Source organism: Solidesulfovibrio alcoholivorans DSM 5433, assembly GCF_000702665.1.
GTDB classification, from domain to species: Bacteria; Desulfobacterota; Desulfovibrionia; order Desulfovibrionales; family Desulfovibrionaceae; genus Solidesulfovibrio; species Solidesulfovibrio alcoholivorans.
The window spans coordinates 21,938-40,934 of record NZ_JNJA01000007.1 but is presented as its reverse complement, the minus strand read 5'-3'; the positions used below and the strand labels follow the sequence as shown (position 1 = coordinate 40,934).

The following is an 18,997-nucleotide window of genomic DNA, read 5'->3' as shown; positions in this document are numbered from 1 at the left end:
TCCGGTGTGCTTGAGGTGGCAATCGGTCAGGCTGCCCTGGGTGGAATTTGGGCTGGCTGCGCCTCGTTGGATTGGGTGTTGAGTTCGGCCATGGCCTCGACCTGCATGTAGCGGCTTTGCAGCTGCCACTCGTCGTTTTGCTCCAGCAAGATGGCCCCGATGAGCCGGATGATGGACTGCTCGTTGGGGAAAATGCCGACCACGTCCGCTCGCCGTTTCACCTCTTTGTTCAGCCTTTCCAGCGGATTGGTGCTGTGCAGCTTGACCCGGTGCTGTGCCGGGAAGGTCATGTAGGCCAGCACGTCGTGCTCGGTTTCGTCCATGAAGCTGGCGAGTTTTGGCCATTTGCCGCGAAGCTGGTCAGCGACATGCCGCCAGGTCTGGCTGGCGCTGGCCGCGTCCGGCTGTAAAAAGGCCTGGCGCAGGGCGGCGGAAACCATGGCGTGCTGCGATTTAGGGACGCGAGCCAAGGCGTTTCGCATCCAGTGGACCCGGCAGCGCTGCCATGTGGCCCCGAACGTCTTGGCAATGGCGGCTTTGAGACCTTCATGGGCATCGGAGACGACCAGCTTCACGCCGGCGAGTCCCCGACGAAGAAGGCCTTTGAGGAAAAAAGACCAGAACGGCTCGGCTTCGCTGGGGCCGAGGTGCAGCCCCACGATTTCTCGGCGGCCTTCCGTGTTCGCCGCCACGGCGATTATGGCGGCAACGCTGACCACCCGGCCGCCTTCACGCTGCTTGAGGTAGGTCGCGTCCAGCCACAAATAGGGCCATTCCCCCGTCAGCGGCCTGGAAAGGAAGGCATGAACCCGTTCATCGATGTCCTTGCACAACTTGGACACCTGGGACTTGGAGATGCCGGAAAGGCCCATGGCCTGGACGAGATCATCCACGCGCCGCGTCGAGATGCCGCCGATCCAAGCCTCCTGGATGACGGCCACCAAGGCGCGTTCGCTGGTCTTGCGCGGCTCCAGGAAGGGCGGAAAGTAGCTGCCTTGGCGCAGTTTGGGGATGCGCAGTTGCAGGGAGCCAACGCGGGTATCAAGGCTGCGGTCCCGGTAGCCGTTGCGGTAGCTGACTCGCTCGGGATTTCGTTCATGGCGGCTGGCTCCGATCAGGCCGTCCACATCGGCTTCCATGAGAAGCTGCAAAACAGCTTCCGCCAGGGAGCGCAGAAAATCGCCGCCGTCGGCCTTTTGCATCAGCTCGATTAATGCCATGCTGTCCTCGGCCATCGTGGTCTCCTTTGGTTGCAGGTGCGGCTTCGCAACTTCACCTTACAGCCAATCGGCCCGATGGCCACCTCGCCAATCCCGTCCAGGCTGGAGGCCATCCCCCGGCCTGGACGACTCCAGAATTTACACCACCTCCGTGGACTCTACCGGGTGGAATTTTAAATGGCGTTTTGATGAGTCGTCTTCCATGGCTACTCTATTACGTGTCTCTATCGAATTGTCATCAATTCCGGGGAAAATATAATACTTGCCAGGATTCACATTGGCATTTACATTCCTATGATTGGTAAAATCTCTATTTCTCTGGTATGAATAATTTCCATGCTAACCATCTGAATCAGCGTGTCTTTTTGTTTTCTCAGATCGGAAATTTTTACGGTTTGGGGTGAGTGGTTTGGGAGTTTTTTCACGAGTGCAGGTTTCTGCATGAAGGATGTCTGCGAATATTATTGCGTAAACCATTGAAATAATTAGCAATTATTTTTTTATTTCCCCGGGGTGCATTTTCTCTGTCATCCCCACGAAACTTTTCCCTTGACCTCCCCGGCCAGAAACCGTACTTACCCACCTCGCCTACACGGTGCCAACAAGCGCCAACGGGTTGGTCCCCGAAAAAATCTGGGAAACGGAAAATTCGGGGTTGACTTGGGGAAGAGTTCTGAGTAGATAAACCCTTCCCTGATTTTGAATCTAGGAGCGTAGCTCAGGGGGAGAGCACTTGCTTGACACACTACAAGCAGAGTTTAACCCCTTAAAATTATTACAAAAGCCCCTGTGAAAATGTGATCTCGTTGGCGAGTAGCCAACGGGATTTTTTGTTTTTATTAGGTCTACTTTCGACCTGGTTGGCGCATCTGTGGTCGGACTGTGGCGGTCCAGCCAACACGGGTTCCGATTCCTTCCTGCTTTCACCGATCCCCAGGATTCACCTGGTCCATCTCCTGTCCAGTTGGTCAAAAGTGCAGGTTCCTACTTTTTTGGAGTTGGGTATTGGGGCTGGATGGCAGAATCCTGCCATGTCGATCATAAGATCTTGTCCCGAGTGCTGAAATGATTGTAGAGTGCATGTTTTAAAAAAATGTAGCGAATGGTGGTGATTTTATGGTAACACTGATCCATGGGAAAACCTCTTGTGCATGTCAAAATTGGCATAGCATTTGAGCAGTTTGTTTCTGATGCTTATGATGCTATATTGGAGCAGGGAAACTATTCTGCGGCATTTGAACTTAATTCAATGTTGTCTGATACTGAATCGCGCGAAATAGCTGTTCAAACTTTACTAGAGTTTGTTGATATTTACATCGATTGAGCTGCTCTAGTACTAGTTTTGTTAGAGTTTTGCTTTTCTTGTTATTCCGATTCTCTTGATCAAGTTTGATTACTTTATTACGCCCTACGTCTAGCTGGTCAAAAACGAAATTTCTTTCGTTTTTAAAGTTACCGTGGGGCAGGATGGCAGAATTATGCCATTGTACATGACATACTTGGACAAAACTAGAGTTTTCAGTACATGCGCGTGTCTATCCAGAACAGAAGCGGGTGGGCTCGCAGGATCCTGTGAATTCTAGCGCCGAAAAACGGCTAAATTCTGGTTTTTCAAAAGTCCAGTAAACTGGAATCCTGAGGCATCGGTCTCACGGTGAGTTTCATGGCAACTTCACTGGACTCTTATCTAAAAGTAATTCTTGAACTTTTTCTTCGCCAGTAGCAACATAAAGCAAACTTCCCAAGCGGCTGCCAATGGGATACACTCTGCACCTGTCCAGCTCAATGACGAAGCAGCAGAACTGATGCGGCTACGTTCAAATACGCAGGTTCCTGCGTTTTTCTGGGGACTAAAAAGGCGGATGCGCAGATTTATGTCAGTAAAATCAACGTTACGATTAATGTCGTAAGAACTTTTTAAACGTTTTTTGGTTCGGCATGGTAGCGCCCGTATTTTTGAAATATTTGTATGAGGGTGTTGAACTCAATTGGTTTTGATAGGTAGTCATTCATTCCCGATTCGATGAACATTTCTTTGTCTCCTGGCATAGCGTACGCTGTTAAGGCGATGATAGGGATGTTTGCATAAGTAGTTTTGCTTGCTCTGATTCTCTGAGTAGTTTGTATTCCATCTAGTTCAGGCATCTGTATGTCCATGAGAACCAAGTCGTAGTTATTCTGTGAAAGTAATTCTAGAGCAGCTATCCCATTGTTTGCAACATCTATGAATAACCCAATTTTTTTTGCTAAATGTTGCAGTGCTATTTGATTAACTCTTTCGTCTTCTGCTAAAAGTATTTTGATTGAGTCTGTAGGTTTAAAAGTTTGTAGATCAATTAGTTCGTTTTTTTGAGGGAGTAGAGTGTCGCGCTGCTCTGAGTAATAAAATGGCAGCGTTAGATCGACGGTTGTTCCTGCGTTTTCTTCGCTTGAAATACATAATGTTCCTTCCATTGTTTTGACAAGTCTTGTGACAATGGACAGTCCGAGTCCAGTTCCAGATTTGCTTTGCGTATAAGTCCCTTTAATCTGTGTAAACGGCTTAAAAAGTCGTTTGATTTGCTCTTGTGGGATGCCAAGACCAGTGTCAGTTATGGTGAACATTATGGTGATTTTTCTAAATTCTTGACATATTTGAATCGGTGAGGCTGAAACCACAACAGAGCCATCAGATGTCGCTTTTAAGGCGTTTCCTATCAAATTAAAAAGTATTTGACGTACTTTTAGTTCGTCGCCAATCAAAAGAGGTAAATCGTTAACGATATGTGATTCATATTTTATTTTTTTATCTTTTAAAATAGATTTAAAGAGAATTTCCATGTCGGCAAGCATACAGGCTAGAGAAAATTCCGTGACACAAGATATTTCTTTTCCTTGTTCCAGTCTTGCCAAGTCTAAGATCTCATTTACTAGGGCGAGCAATTTTCTCGTAGATTCAAGAGCTAAGGAAGTGTATAATTTTTGTTCAGTTGTGAGATTAGTGCCTTCGCATAGTTGAAGCATGCTCATTATTCCATTGAATGGAGTTCTAATCTCATGGCTCATGGTCGCGAGAAATCTAGATTTAGCTAGGTTGGCTGCTTCTGCATCTTCTTTCGCTTTTATTAACTGTGAAGATGATTTAGATATCCTCTTGATCATATCGTGGAAAGAAAGCATTAGCTGAGTTAATTCATCTTGGTATATGTCTCCCGTGTAATTTTTATTAGCGATCGCGGGGTTTTGTGTTAAGTCGTGTAGGATTTCAATGCGCCTTGTTATCGTCTTTTGTGAGTAGTGTCTGAAGATTAATACAGTTAGTAATGTCGCAGCGATGGTAATGGCAAGGCTTAGATGTAAATATTTATTAGCTTCTGTATAAATTGAAGAAGTCGGTATGCCAAACAGGAAGTGCATGAATGGGGTGTTGGATTCATTTGTTGTTATGTTTATGAAGCTGTAGAGTTTTTCAATGTTATCTGATCCAAGGTCAATGAAACTGTTTTCTGAATCTGAACTTGAGATTTTTTTCCAAAAATCTTCTCGAAGCTTTGAGCCTGTTTGATAATGTTTCGGATCTGGCGGAAGTCTGAGTAAACTTATGCCGTTGTGGTCAAATATTCTCATGAAAGAACCTTCTGGTAGATAAGTTTTCGAAAATATTGCGTCTAGTTTGTTTAGATTTATGGAAATTACGAGCACTCCGAGAGTTTTGTTTGAATGGTTTTTAACAGGGTAGGAAAAATGGAATACTGGGTTGTTTGTAATCCTGCCTACTATATATTCACCAGTCGAAAATTTGCCTGTTTTAATTGCATCTGTAAAGTATTTCCTGGTACTAGAATTTGTTGCGTTTTGTATTTGCTTTCCAGACGCAATGACATTTCCATTTAAATCGCAAAAGAATAGATTGCTATAAATTTCGCCATTGCTTAGTAAGATGCTTGAAAACAATTTGGACATTGATGCGGTGTCAATTTGTTGTACTTCGTCTTCTTGTGAAAGTAGTGATAATATTTCTCTGGTTTTTGTTGTAAGACTAAGTTGAAAAAATTTTATTTCGTGTATAGCGTGAGATATGTTCTTTTCGGCAATGGTATAGTTTTGAGATCTTACTTTATAATTCAACAATGTTAAAATAACTAGTATGGGGACTAGAGATGCTAGCATTAAGACGATTACTCGATTTTTGATTTTTCGCATTGGAGGTCTCTGTTTATTTGTTCGTTGCGTGGTGAGCTATGTATTGGTTTTTGTAGGTTCGCTAAAAGTTAAGTCGATATCTTGTCGTAAGATTATCGATGAAGCTTGGATATTGTGTTTTTTTCCTTTAAAATCAACTGCAACACCAAGTAAACTTCCCAAGCTGCGATCGATGGGATACTCTCTGCCCCGGGCCAACTGGCCCTTCTGGACAGCAATGACACGTGGACCAAGCCGGGACCGATCCTAGCTCTGAATACCACGCCGTTAAAAAAAGGTGAACCACCTGTAGGTTGGTCCACCACCAAGATATAAACTAAACCAATCCGTTACACGAGATCGTTGTAGAATCAATCAATTTTCACAGAGGTATCAAATCCAGGGGGCTGGCAATCAGTGCTTCGCCTTGGTTCCAAAAGCGGGTTCGGTCCTCTCGGCGATGAGCAAGCTTTTTGGGGCTGGGCAAAGTAATAGAATTCTTATGTCATCTCAATCATTTCCACCACCGCAGGTTCCTGCGTTTTTGATTTTAGTTGTCGCCAGCCGCTGATTTGCTAGAATCCATCCCAGCTACAGCCCAGCTTTCCGGCTCCCTGGCCCATGGGGCTTGTCCTTCGCCACCTGTTAAAAACAAGGTGGACCTCCAGGCTAGGGAAGCCCACCTTTGATATCATCGTTAATCTTCTTTTCCTTAAGGGCGGTTACTCGTCTAACAACTCTTTCAAGATTTTATATTTCTCTTCCTTGTGTTGGGCTTCAAAGTATTTGATGTTTTGTATGAACTCAGCAATTGAATATTCTTCTTTTTTGGGGAAATAGTATTCAGTATTGCACTTGTTGCAAATTATCCAGACTGAACCAAACTTTGTTGATACTGGATGCTCGTGACATATTGCACACATTCGTGTAGTCATGGTTTCGTGCCTCTTGGTTTTGAAATTGTTTGGTGATTTGACCATTGGATATCTGGTTCTGAACTGTCTTGGTGCGCAAACAATCAATTTATTTGTTTTACCAGCGGTCTTTGTTCTCAGTCTTTTTTTGCTTTCTTCTTTCCATAACACGCAAGAAGTAATATAGCGAGCTGTATAAATACTTTATCGGTAGGTAGCTGGTTTTATATGCTTCAGGTGAAATTACCCAATCGCAGCCATCAGGGCATTGGAAAGTCTGGCCGGTAAGTTTACAAATTCGTTCTTGCATATCATTAGCCTCCGTAAAAGTTTGTTCTTTGACAATCTATCGAAGAAGGCGGGTACTCGCCAGGAGACTCGCCTTCTTCAAAAGTGTTGCGTTGAATGTTGATCGTCGACTTTGCGAATGGTCATTTCGCTGTTAGCTTTTGTGTTCGTTGAGAGGTCGAAGATTCAGTGATTCAATAAGATCAATGACAGTGCCAAGCTCTCTGTAAGGTCGCCCCTTCGCTACTATGGGGCAATATTTCCCAGGATATCCTCCGTTCATTGTTTTCCAAATGCGGTTCTTTGTCAAACAGCACCGAAAATTGACCCCAAATCAGCGTCCAATTTTGACCCCCTCGAATTGAACGTCATGGCTTCTCTTCGTGGTCGGGGGGGGGGGAGCTTATTGGCTTCTGTGCTTGAGCCTCCAGCTGTCGTTGCCGGTTTCGATGATCTCGCAGTGATGGGTGACCCGGTCCAAGAGCGCCGTGGTCATCTTGGCGTCGCCAAAGACTTGGCCCCACTCGCCAAAGGTCAGGTTGGTCGTCACCAGGACCGAAGTCCGTTCGTAAAGCTTTGAGAGCAGGTGGAACAGCAGCTGGGCGCTCACGCGGGAAAACGGCAGATAGCCAAGCTCGTCGAGCACGACGATATCCGTCCGGCACAGCTGATTGGCCAAGCGTCCGCCCTTGCCGGCAAGCTTCTCCTGCTCCAGAAGGTTGGCCAGATCCACGAGGTTGAAGAACCTGGCGCGCGCGCCATTGCGGACCGCCTGGCCGGCGATGGCTATGGCCAGGTGCGTCTTGCCGGTGCCCGTGCCGCCGACGAAAACGATGTTCTTGCGCGCCTCCAGAAAGCTCCCTTCATAAAGGGTGCGGATGTGGAGTTCATCGACAGCTGACGCGGCAAAGGCAAAGGAATCAAGGTCCTTGTAGACAGGGAAGCGGGCCTGACCGAGTTGATAGCGGATAGCTCGCAGCCGACGTTGCGCGACCTCGGCCTCCAGGAGTTCCAGCAACGCCTGTTCTACTGTGACCGGCCCCGGCCGATCCAGCAACTCCTTGTATCCGGCGAGCATGCCAGTCAGATTGAGTTCCCGCAGATGCTCCAGGATGGCGCTACGCGACATGGCAAGCCTCCCGCAGCAGTTTGTCATAGCGGGAGCAATCGGCCACCGGCTCCTGGTTGAGCACCAGTTTTTGCGGCAGGACGACCACTGCCTCCTCGGGACGTTTTCCTTCCTGGGAAAGCAGGCTTATGACCACATCCTTGCTGATGGTGTTTGCGGCCAACGCTCTGCCGCAGGCATCGGCCACGGCGAGCAAGCCATATTGCGGCACCGCGCACAGAATGGCCACGAACTGACGATCCCAGTCCGAAAACCGGGAAAGCGCCTCGCGCATGCGGGTCAGCTCCTGCGGCAAATCCCAGTGCGCAAACGGCGCACCGTTTCGCAACGCGCCGGGCTTGCGCTGCAACACCGGCAGGTAGTGCCACGGATCGAACACCGTCTTGCCTCGGCCGAACTGGCGGTCATAGGAGGCTATCGCCTTGCCCTGGCTAATGATTTTGATCTTGTCCGCATAGGCGCGGACAGTGACGGTCCGACCGACCTCGCTGACGGGGACGCTGTAGTGGTTGCGGTCGTAGCGCACCAGGGAGGTGCGTGAAACGCGGGCTTCATCGGCGCCGTACCCATCGAAGGGACGGGGAACCGCCAGGAGATGCCGTCGTTCCTCGGCAAACACCTCCATGATCAGCTTGTCCTGCTGGGTCGGATGGCGACGGGTTCGGGCCTGTTCGAGACACTTTTCGCGCAGGATTTCATTGAGTTCCACAAAATCCTTTGCAGCCAGTCGAGGCGTGAAGAACTGTTCCCGGACCAGGCCGACCTGCCGTTCCACTTGGCCTTTCTCCCAGCCAGCGGCAGGCGTACAGGCCACCGGCTCGAACAGGTAGTGGGAACAGAGCTGTTCAAAGCGTTCGTTGAAGTCCCGATCCTTGCCGATGAGGATCTTCTTCACAGCGGTCTTCATGTTGTCGTAGATGCCGCGCCTTGTTACGCCGCCGAAGAACTCGAAAGCCCGCATGTGGGCGTCGAAAACCATCTCCTGGGTTTCTCGAGGGTAGGCGACGACAAAACACATCCGGCTGTAGCAAAGCCGGACATGCGCCACCTTCACCCGCGCCGGCAATCCGCCAAGCAGGACGTCCTCATGGCTCCAATCGAATTGAAACGCTTCCCCAGGCGAGAAAACCAGGGGAACGAAGGCTTGTGTCGTCAGGAGTTGCTGTTCACGTCGCCACGACCTGACGTAACGTTGCACATTGTCATAAGAGCCAGCGTAGCCTTCTTGCTTGATCTCCTCATACAGTCGTTTTGCTGAACGCCGCTGTCTTTGTGGAAGATTTTTATCCTCATCAAGCCGTTTCTCCAAGGACGGAACAAACGCGCCAAGCATGGGCCGTGGCTGGACACGGCGTTCGTAGTGCAGCTTGATCACATCGTCTCGGAGGATCTTCCGAACGGTATTCTTGGATAACCTCAGTTCTCGAGCAATCTGTTTAATGGATTTTCCATCGCGTCGCGCCGCCAGCCGGACCTTTTTGATCGTCTCCACTATCAGCATCTCCTCGCGGTACCCCTTGTGCCTCTGGTGATCCGAGACATCTAAGGGGGCTGCCGAGGGGGTCAATTTTCGACGCTGATTTCGCCCTCAAGGGGGTCAATATTCCATGCTGGTAGACAGACAATTCTCCCCCGGTGTTAACAGGTTCAAATTGATCTCTTTATGACTACTATTAGTGTTTGCTTCAGTATCTCCCGAGCCATTTTCGAAGCTATGAGAAATGTGATGACCCTAAATATCATAGTCCATCCTCCTTTGCTGATTGAGTTTCAGCTTTGCATCCCATAAAGAACAAAGCCCTCAGCTCGGATAAGCCAAGGGCCTTGCTCAGACACCGTACAGTGATGTTCAATATCTATCTGTAACTTTTAAAATAACATTGGCACGGGCATGTAGAAAGTTTCAATAGTAAATAGATATACGAACAGCAACTGGGATATTACTATTTGCTTCGTAATCTTATAAGTTGCAGACCAATGATATTTAAAAACATTGGCTGACGACTGGACAAGGGTTAGTAAGTGTTGATGTCCAGTGGTATTTTAGCCACGAACATCAAAGTACCTATTGACTCATATTATCAATTTTGATTTCAAAGGTTGCAGGACTTCCGAAGTCAAATCAGAGGACCAATGACAAAACTAAACTACTCATCAAAAGCAATCTGTTCAGAAGAATAATAGCTGGTGCAACCTGAGGCGCTGGTATAAATATCATCGATGGCTCTGTGACTGGCAGAACAAATATAACTACCTGACCCATTTTCGATGTCTTCTAGTGGCTCACAGAAATCACATTGAGTACATTTGATGTTTGTTGATCCAGTTTGACAGGTCTCTGTTTCGGGAGGACCGGATTTGATTTCATTGGTGACAGTTTCAGAAGATGATGGCCAAGTGGTTGATGAACTATCAGGATCATTTGTCTTGATCATCTCTAGATCAATCTTAATTGACTCATTACTCGTTTCAGAATTGACAGAATCAGAATCATCATTTTGATCTGCAATGTCGAATGGACAGAATACTGCTGGATCAAGGTCAAAACTTTTTAGGAAGTCAAGGAAGACCATGTCGCTAGCTCCTTCGTCTGTTTCTAGATAATCATCACATCCACACTGATCCAGGAACAGCCTGGACCTTCGTCTGACTAAATTACTAAATTTTTTTTGACCCACCACCTCCCCTTTTATATATTATCTATGATTCATTATTATAATAATATATAAATAAAATTTTTTAATAAATTTAGTAAGTATAATAAGAGTCACAGGTTCATGTTTATCTTTAGCTAGCAAAGGACCAGAAGACGGAGACGAAAAAATTTAGTCAGCACTAAAAATAAGTACCTAGTTCTTCACTGCACTTACTAAATTCTGTTTACTGATACAGTAGAGGTTCAGTTTCATTGTGCTAGTTCCGTTCACTGCTCCTGGAATTGCCACTTGTCGTTGATATCCTTTTGAAGATCCATCAGTCCAGAGCCAGCCTTTGTTTTTCCAGAGTCTGACGATTTCATTGGTTTTAAGATGATTCTTTCGGAGTAGATCATCGAGACAGGGTTTGGTTAATCCAATGAAAGTCCAGTTGTCGTCACCTTGATTATCCCAATAAGCGCCGAATCTATCTCCTGACCAAAGTATATTTTTACGAACATGATCTGGAGAATATATTTTGTCTGGATTGATCTTGATCCAGTCGTCAACGCATTGAATAGCTTTGAGTCCAATGTCAGCTGAAGATGCTTCATACTTAGCACGTTCCCAAACCTGTCTAAATAATTCAACGACAGGTTTGTCCCTTCTGAGTCCTGGAATTGCAGCATGGACAATAGGAATAGCGATTGCCACTGCGGCAAAGTATTCTGTCAGTCTCATTTCAATTGGAGACATGTTTTGAAATTGAGTCAACATCTGTCTTGTTTCTTTGTAAGCACTTTTCCATAATGGCCATTGATCTCGATGATTCAGGATGAATTGAACTAGGCAAGGTCCAGCATGACCATAATGATCATCGATGGTGTGCTTTATCTTGTTCACTACTTCATTGCTTTCTGAGTCCTGTTTCAGGAAAGGTATTCCACAAAGATCAATAATCCTGCCCCGTGAGCCGCCATCATTGCTCAGGTCCAAGCTGGGGGTTTCTCCAGTAGAAAAGAGGATAGTTCTGAACGGCTGCAACCGATCAGAGCCATGGATTGTCGCCCGACCTTTGTCCAGCCCAGATGCGATCATGTAGATGGTGTCTGTGACAAGGTCGCTCCCGTATCTATTCTTGTTTTTGTACTTTTCAGCAAATTTAGTTTCGTCTAAGAAAAGTGGCAGACCATTGAGCAGGCCTGCAATTCGTCCAATACGATTGTCGGTTCCATTCCAGGTATTGATAAATGATCCAGAAGCAAACGATGGATTTCCCCAGACAGAAGCTGCAAACTTCAGCGTAGACGTTTTACCAGAAGAACTAGGTGCGCAAAGTTCTAGGGTAAAATTATCAACTCCCAGGATTGGAAGGAGTGGTGCCGCTAGCGAAGTGTACATAGAGAATGCGACGTCAGGATATTCGAGTAGTTCGTTTGCAAGTAAAATCCATGTAGGAAAATCACCGTTTTGTTTAAATCCATCCGCAAACTGCTCATCTCCCAGGTCGGCCCCTTTAAAACGCACGACGGGGGGTTGACCGGAAGATTGCTGCACAGAAGGACCAGTTAAGTACGAATGCCCCCATAGAAAACCCGACATGTCATCAGTCCAACCTAATCGACCTTCGGCAAATGTTCTGGGGATATTTCTGGTGTTTACTTCTTCGTACTCCTGGAGGTATTTAATGAGAGAGTTCGCATTCAAGCTTGTGACTGGAATATTGTAGTTGGATAAGGCTACGATATTAGATTTTGTTGCGATCATACAACGTTCAACTCGCCAGTTGTGCCATCTCCCGTCAGCTTTCCATGACAGGGTGACATAGTGCAGCCCGGTGCTTCTGTTCTGGGACAGTTCGGAAATGAAAAGAGGGAATCGTGATATGATCTGGCCCCCGGATTCGCTTTGTTTGTCGATGCTCAACTCTTTGGTTAACAAATAACGCCCTGGAAGGACTGCATCCATAGCTACTGGAGCGTCGGCGATGCGCTGTTTAATAAGAATAGGTGCCGGCGCTTCTGGTGTTGGTGATGGGACGTTTTCAGTCAGTGATTGTTTGATGAAGTTTTTTAACATTTCAGTCTCTTTTGAATTTTTTGGCCACCAAGTTAATCTTGATGGCCAGTCAAGAATAGTGTTCGGGTGAATAAGCTATGAGCTAATTACTGCTGTGCTTGTTGTGTCTAGTGGCTTGATTTGTAAACAAAGATAGTTTTGAAATTTCGTGTAGTTTCGTAGGTTCTCATTTCCAATAAGTTCTCGGTATCTGTAGACGGTGGCTTTGGAGAGTCTGGTTGCGTTTACAATTGCCATAGCTGTCACAGGCAGGTTGTTTTCTTTGAGATAAGAAATTGCTTCTTCAATTCGAGATTTAGTCCATTGACGTTTACGGTAAGCGTTTTGTTGAACTCCTGACAATTGGTCGAATTTGTCTTTGTCCATGCTTAGCTCCTTCGTTTCTTTTGGTGGATTGTTTCGTGTTTGCTTCAGTTGTTGAGGCGCGAAATGTGTCAAATAAATGTTTTGAAAATTATCTATGAACATCCTATATCTGTATTTCTTTGATTCTCATGGAATGTCTCATGAGAAAGAAATTCTTAGAAGTGATGAGGCTGATCTTGGAGATGGAAGGCAGGTGAAGAAGAAGTGATGATAGTGATTGCGGACCTTTGTTTTGTTCCGTTAGGTACTGGTATGAGAATTTTTATGGGTGATGTCGTCTGTGATTTTATTCGATTCGTTTGTTATTTATTTGCTGCTGGACGCCTCAGCTGTCATATTTATTTTTTTGCTCAGAATTGGCTGCGATTCTTGACTAAAATGGATCAAGCCCTGTTTTGTCTAGACAATTGGACTGAAAATTCACGGGATCCTGTGTTTTTTGCTCTTCCGTTTTGGCCAAAACTAAACCCAACGAGCAATATTGCCCTTTAAAAAGAAGGAGGGGGCTTTTCAGCCCCCTCCCCCTGCCTCTAAGTGTCGTGCGTGCGTATGTTGCCTATAAGCATTTTACAGACAGAATCCCTCTTTCAAGTGCAATTCGGTGATGACCTTTTCGAGGGTGTTATAGTACAGCACAAGAGCCATTTGCCGATACATTTGCTTATCTTTTGAACCAATGAACTGATCCATTGATAATCCCAATTGCTCTTGCAAATACTGTTCAAAAACATCGATGTAGGGATGGTCATACCTCGATTTGATATCCTCTCTCCGTTTGTCTAACTCCTCGGGGAAGTAAATGATGTCAGTCTTGTTGCGGTCTTTAATTTCAGGATTCCAGAACCGGATAACCCCAGTATTGGCATCTTTAAGCCAAGATGTGGAGTCACAGGAGAAAATTGGACATCCAGAGATGAGCTCGAAATCTGTTATGCCAAAGAGGTGGACATTTATATGGTGTTCCACCAAATCAAATACCACAGGGAAAAGGTTGCTTGGTGATAAACGCCTCTTGCTCTGGCCAATAGCGATGAATTCCGGGTGGTCTTCGCTGTATGACCATGCCTCATGATTTTTTAAATTATGGATAACTGGGACAGCTACAATGCCAGCATCTTCCATTTTTAGCAGTTCTTCATAGTTCTGCTCAAAGCCGTCAGGGCCAAAATTAAAATCAGGACTGAAGACCATTAAGTACTTGTCCTGATGCAACGACGAGTGCACGGTGAATCTCGTAATTAACTGGTCAACAGTAATGTCAAGCTTCGAATTGATCGCGGAGAACGCTCCGTTATCAAAAGCAATGCTCTTGATGATCGGTGCGAATTCTGCTAGGAACTTTTCCATTTCCCTGGGCAGTCTTGCTGCGGTTAAGAGGATGTTCAGCTTAAGGTCGGGGCGACGTTCCTTCAAGCCCCTTAAGACTTTAGCCGTAGGTGAAGATATGAAAACATACATAGGATAGTCTCCTGGTAAGGCTCCCCCAGCCGCCGCCAGGGGAGCCTTTTATCTTTGAGCTAGGCGGCCTTCTCGGCAGGCTTAACCTGCGCCAGCGCCTTGTCCTTGAGGATTTGCAGCTGGACGATGAGAGCATCAATGCGATGGGTCTCCACAGGCGTCTCGAAGCTTTCAAGCATATTGATGCCGATCACCATCTCCTGCCATTCCTGGACTGCGACATTGATGTCCTGGAATGAAGATTTGGAAGCTTCGGACTTCTTGTTTTTCGTCGCTTTCTTCTTGTGCGTCAGCAACTGATCGCGATCTTCCGGGTTGCTGATCAGGGAAGTGAAGTAGCCGGTGACATCGCCGCCATTGTTCTTGCGATAATTCAATTCCGCCATATCCTCATTTTCCACCTTCAAACCGCTGCCGCAAAAGGTCTTGAGCGTGGCGAACGGAATCTCAATGTCCTGTTTCGCAAGGCGGTGACGCAAGATAGCAGCGTCACAATTCACTTTGAAATTCGCCACGGGCATGTTTATGTCCACATCCTTATCCAACATCTGCATGAGGAGCGTGATGGGGTTCGGCTTATTCGCCAAGTCACTTTCCTTGATAAGCGTATACACCCTGTCCAGGCGATCAACGCCCAAGACCAACCAATCCTCAACATCGTTGATGGAGGCGATATTGCGATACTGCTTAAGGGTGCTGGGATGGATGTGCGGATCGAGGTACTGTCTTCGGAACTTGGTCCACGCTTTGGAGCCGCCCTGTTCCAAGCAAACCTGAGTATAGATCGAGTTTGCCATTTCGCCTTCGGTAACGGCGACGGTGGCAGCTTGGCGCTGAATCGACGCCATGACCGGCATGAAGCGCTTATTGGTCTCAATCAGCTTGTCAACCTTTTTATCAAGGGAGAGGCCCGTGAATTCCTGGCGCACGGAATTCCGAAATCCGGCAGGCTCAACGTTTTGGGCAATAACTTCTTCCACGGAATCGGGAATGCTACCGATGGCCCCCGTACCGCTGTACATGAGAGCAATCGTTTCATCGCCGTATTTTTTCGCAAACGCTTCGTAGGACAGCGATTCGTCATCCTGCGGCGCAGTTAGGGATTCGGACGGCGACGGGTTCCCGGGGAGTCCCTCGGCTCCAGTTTCGCCTTCATTCCAGTTGTTGTTGTGATCCAGATCGTCTTTGGCCATGGTAAGCTCCATTGAATCCCCTCGGTCGGGGAGAGGGCTGTGCGTTGAAATCTCTTCCCAATGAAGAGTTCCATGCGCGTTGTTGACCCTCTTCATTTCAAGGAGGATGCCAAAGCCATTTTCACTCTATTTGTTTAGAATTATTTGGTTTATTGAAAAAACTACTTCAGGATGACAATTCTTTTTCGAGGTGTAAAGTTTGGATTAGCAAACTTTTCATTTAATCCATACTTTTTAAGCTCTTGTGAAATGGTGCTTTCGTCCCGACCGGAAATTTCAGCGATCTTCTTTTGCTTGCCCACTCTTAACCCTGTCGCGTTTGCAACTGTTTCGTAGTAAAGAGGACGGAGGTCATCAATACATATATTAACGATAGGAACTTCCTCGTCGTTGCCCAATGTCTCTTCTTCAAAATATGCAGCAAGAAATTTATTATCTCTGTTGCGAGAAAACAAATTCCGAATATTTTTCATGTCTTCGTTCGTTATTGTTGTGATTCCAGTGAGATATTTTAAACATTCAATTATTATTGGTTGCATTGGCTCTTCAAGATACGAAAAGTTGTCCAAAAGTGAAGGAAGTTTCGTTTTGGTAATATTGATAAAATTAATGAAGTTGGTGTTGTCTGGAATTTGGGCGTCTTTTTTTTGGATAAGATTTTTATCGTTTAATTCTTTTGCAAGAATTTTATCAATATTGTTGTCTTCATCTTCAAAGTCGCTATGTTTAAAGTGGCTGTCAAGGTCTAGTATATCTTTGTTTGATGTTGAATTTTGAATAAATATGTAGCAAAATATTAAGAACCCGCCGTAGATGTTGGCGAAAAATTTGTTTTGATGTATGGCTATTTTGTCACCAGTGTATGAAAGAGTGTATTCCTCTGCTTCGTTTTGGTATTTAAGATTACCGAGCTTGAATTTCTGGTTGTAGCAATTAAGGCTCAGCATGTATTCGTTCAATAGTTTTTCAATCCCGGTTACGTTGATATTTTTTGTGATCATTTTTCTGGCTAGTCCAAGAGCCTTGTCAAATTGGAATGTGCTAACATCTTGATTGTGACGAAAAAAGGCTCCGAATTGTTGATTCTGGAAAGACTGGACAACAAACTCAAAGCTATTTTTCTTTAAAAATTTATTTTTCTTTGCATATTGGATATTTTCTCGAATTGAATTGCACATCATCTCAACTTCGCGAACATTTCCTGGCCAATTGTAGGAGAAGAGTGCGAGTAGAACACCCCCAGTTAGCAACCCCATAAGTTCTGGATCAAAGTGGTTAATGTAGTACAGGATGTCATATCTTCTTTCGTAAAGTGATGGAACAGTGAAAGTCTCGAGCCTATACCAAAAATCTTTTCTGAAAGTATCCTTGTCTACGTTTGTTGTGGCTATTATCTGTGCTTGTAGTGAAATTTGCGTTGTTCCGCCTACTCTTATGAATGTTCTGTTTTCGATCGCAATTAGTAACTTTGCTTGAAGCTCTTTGTTTATTTCTCCAAGTTCTTCTAAAACGATAACCCCATCGCCTACTATCTCAAATAAACCAAGCTTTTTTTCTTTAGCTGTGCTGTGTGCGCCTTTGTCGTAACCGAATAGCTCAGATTCTAAGAGTGTTTCTGGAATTGCTGAACAATTTATAACTAATACTTTGCTGTTCTGGCGGTATTTACGGTACTTGTGAATAAATAGTTCAGCAAACATGCTTTTCCCAACGCCAGTAGCGCCACAAATTAAAAGAGTAATATATTTGCCCTGCTTGTTTTTTTCGATGATTGAATCACAGCGAATCTCAAATCGAACGAGGGGGTCCTTAAGTTCGGGGGGGACAATCCAAGACCGTGGTTTCCAGGAATAGATGCTGTCCATTGCAAACTCTCTTTGGTTTTTGAAACTTTTTTTGCACCCTAGCTGGGGGGCTGTCAATGCTCCTGAGCTAGAACCGAGTGGTGCAGGTTCCTCCATTTTCGGTTTACCTCCTACCCAGCCCTAAATTAGGCATGACTCTGTGCGCGGTGGCGGGTGGAATGGGCATGGTCCTGGAACTAACTATTTCCCACTTCACCACCATTTCCCAATATCCAGTGCTCAAAAACGCGGCTTCTGACTTTTTAGTTTCCCACTTTACTACCGTATGTCGCCTCCTGTTCTCAGGATATCACCACTTTGGTTCGAGATGAAAAGCAGCAATTTCATCGTGATTTCGTATAGAATCGATGCGTGGCACATCGAAACCAGGCGGCGCATGGGCCAGCCACCGGGACGAATAAAGTAATTTGGGTAGGGAGATGGGAGCGTAATCGGTGCCAGCGGCGGGTCCGTGGCTCAGGATCAACCACGGTGACAAGCGGGCCAGGGTAAATTCCCGACCCGCCGCATCACCCTCAGCCAGCGACAGCGTCTATCCTGGTGCTGGGATCAGGCAAGATGTCACCGGGCAGGAGGAGCAGTTGTCGTGCCCCGATGAAATCTACTTGCTCAGCTAATTGGGGTTCGCCTGGGAGAGTTTCAATGCCATCATTACCCTGGTGATTTCTGCTTCAGAAAAGTCTTCAAGAAGCAGGGGTCTGATTTCTGTCAGGTCAATGGATTTCCTGTCAGGATCATTTCCACGAAGCGCCATCATGATCCTGTCGATTTTGTTCTTCGAAATGTCATCCGAAAGAATGGGTCTTATTGCGGCAAGTGGGATAGCTTGAGTTTCAAGCACATTAGGATTCATGATTCAGCTCCTTAGTTTTCTTAATCGTCCTCAGGCAACATGATCGTCAGGACCGGTTCCGCGCTGTCGCCAGGGCCGATATGGGCAATGACCTCGACTGTTTCCGTGTGTCCTGGCGTCATCAGGAACGCCACCTTGAAATAGACCCTGTCCGAGTTGACCGCCCTCTTGGCTGCAAACAGCGCCAGCGTCAGCAGGTCGTGGAGCCTGCCCGTCACGGACTGCCCCTCGCCAGCCAGCCCCGCTGGTGGTTCTATATAATGATGATACAGGTTGTCGGTGACCACCGTGGGCAGTTTGAAGCCGGTGGCTTTCGCTTGCTCGGTGACATCGACCAACACCCCGTCCTCGATAGCCTGTGCCCTGGTGTAGCTGTAGATGAGGTTTCCAAAAGCTTTATCGGTGGTCATTTTGGGTGTCTCCAGATTTGGCAGTTAAAATAGTATCAAGCTTTTGACGGAAAGTTTGACACAGTGTAATTCCAACATCGGCGTATGAGCGCGTTAGTTGCCCGTATATCTCGACTGAACTTGTATCCATTATTTTGAAAAGCTGTTCAATCGGACGAAAAGCATTGAATATTTCGTCCTTTGTTTGAAGAAGATCATGATCTTTCTGACCCATATGGCCTCCTTTACTTTTTAAGCAGAAGGATAGCCTGGACCAGTTGGGCGGTCACGGGAGCTTGGGTAATTTTAGCTGGACTGAGCCCTATGGAAATCGGACGTTGGGTGTAGGACGCGATTTCCTGGGATTTTGGCCCGGGGGAAGCCTAACCAAGGGGATGACTGGAAGAGCCCCAGGAAGGGGGCCTAGGGCGCGAATTAGCGGGGTG

14 protein-coding genes are annotated in these 18,997 nt (G+C 46.3%); 1 reads left to right on the top strand and 13 read right to left on the bottom strand.

All coding sequences use genetic code 11. From position 1 onward, the window contains the following. Positions 1-26: 26 nt before the first annotated feature. Positions 27-1,235 carry an IS256 family transposase gene (locus Q368_RS0113395; RefSeq protein ID WP_029459568.1) on the bottom strand — a complete coding sequence of 403 codons (1,209 nt, stop codon included), beginning with the start codon at positions 1,233-1,235 and terminating at the stop codon, positions 27-29. 1,117 nt (positions 1,236-2,352) lie between these two features. Between Q368_RS0113395 and Q368_RS24640 the strand changes: the two genes are divergently transcribed. Then, complete coding sequence (locus Q368_RS24640; RefSeq protein WP_084158785.1) at positions 2,353-2,544, top strand: hypothetical protein; 192 nt, start codon at positions 2,353-2,355, stop codon at positions 2,542-2,544. A 593-nt stretch (positions 2,545-3,137) separates the two neighbouring features. On the opposite strand, the gene Q368_RS24635 is transcribed toward Q368_RS24640, so the two are convergent. The 12 genes from Q368_RS24635 to Q368_RS24620 form a co-directional block, all read right to left on the bottom strand. Further along, entirely contained in the window at positions 3,138-5,402 is a 2,265-nt protein-coding gene (locus Q368_RS24635) for a hybrid sensor histidine kinase/response regulator (RefSeq protein ID WP_084158784.1), read from the bottom strand. A 1,584-nt stretch (positions 5,403-6,986) separates the two neighbouring features. Further along, positions 6,987-7,712 (bottom strand): IS21-like element helper ATPase IstB, encoded by a 726-nt coding sequence (gene istB / locus Q368_RS0113390; RefSeq protein WP_029459567.1) that lies wholly within the window; start codon positions 7,710-7,712, stop codon positions 6,987-6,989. Beyond that, positions 7,702-9,213: an IS21 family transposase gene (gene istA, locus Q368_RS0113385; RefSeq protein ID WP_029459566.1), complete on the bottom strand. Its 1,512-nt coding sequence runs from the start codon at positions 9,211-9,213 to the stop codon at positions 7,702-7,704. Before istA ends, istB begins: the two co-directional genes overlap by 11 nt. 646 nt (positions 9,214-9,859) lie before the next feature. Continuing rightward, the gene (locus Q368_RS25740) at positions 9,860-10,285 is read right to left on the bottom strand and encodes a hypothetical protein (RefSeq protein WP_156955726.1); all 426 of its coding nucleotides are present in this window, start codon (positions 10,283-10,285) and stop codon (positions 9,860-9,862) included. Positions 10,286-10,561: 276 nt separating this feature from the next. Then, on the bottom strand, positions 10,562-12,427 hold the full coding sequence (locus Q368_RS24630) for a DUF927 domain-containing protein (RefSeq protein WP_084158783.1): 1,866 nt from the start codon (positions 12,425-12,427) through the stop codon (positions 10,562-10,564). Between the two features lie 75 nt (positions 12,428-12,502). Beyond that, complete coding sequence (locus Q368_RS25735; protein WP_156955725.1) at positions 12,503-12,793, bottom strand: hypothetical protein; 291 nt, start codon at positions 12,791-12,793, stop codon at positions 12,503-12,505. A 567-nt stretch (positions 12,794-13,360) separates the two neighbouring features. After that, the gene (locus Q368_RS0113375) at positions 13,361-14,251 is read right to left on the bottom strand and encodes a hypothetical protein (protein WP_029459564.1); all 891 of its coding nucleotides are present in this window, start codon (positions 14,249-14,251) and stop codon (positions 13,361-13,363) included. Positions 14,252-14,310: 59 nt separating this feature from the next. Beyond that, positions 14,311-15,444 (bottom strand): hypothetical protein, encoded by a 1,134-nt coding sequence (locus tag Q368_RS0113370; RefSeq protein ID WP_029459563.1) that lies wholly within the window; start codon positions 15,442-15,444, stop codon positions 14,311-14,313. A gap of 161 nt (positions 15,445-15,605) precedes the next feature. Continuing rightward, the gene (locus Q368_RS24625) at positions 15,606-17,405 is read right to left on the bottom strand and encodes a sigma 54-interacting transcriptional regulator (protein ID WP_084158782.1); all 1,800 of its coding nucleotides are present in this window, start codon (positions 17,403-17,405) and stop codon (positions 15,606-15,608) included. 517 nt (positions 17,406-17,922) lie between these two features. Continuing rightward, positions 17,923-18,162 (bottom strand): hypothetical protein, encoded by a 240-nt coding sequence (locus tag Q368_RS0113365; protein WP_029459562.1) that lies wholly within the window; start codon positions 18,160-18,162, stop codon positions 17,923-17,925. 20 nt (positions 18,163-18,182) lie between these two features. After that, positions 18,183-18,572, bottom strand: coding sequence for a DUF6573 family protein (locus tag Q368_RS0113360; RefSeq protein WP_029459561.1), 390 nt, complete (start codon positions 18,570-18,572; stop codon positions 18,183-18,185). Then, entirely contained in the window at positions 18,559-18,786 is a 228-nt protein-coding gene (locus Q368_RS24620) for a hypothetical protein (RefSeq protein WP_084158781.1), read from the bottom strand. The genes Q368_RS0113360 and Q368_RS24620 overlap by 14 nt, the downstream gene beginning before the upstream one ends. Between the last annotated feature and the right edge of the window lie 211 nt (positions 18,787-18,997).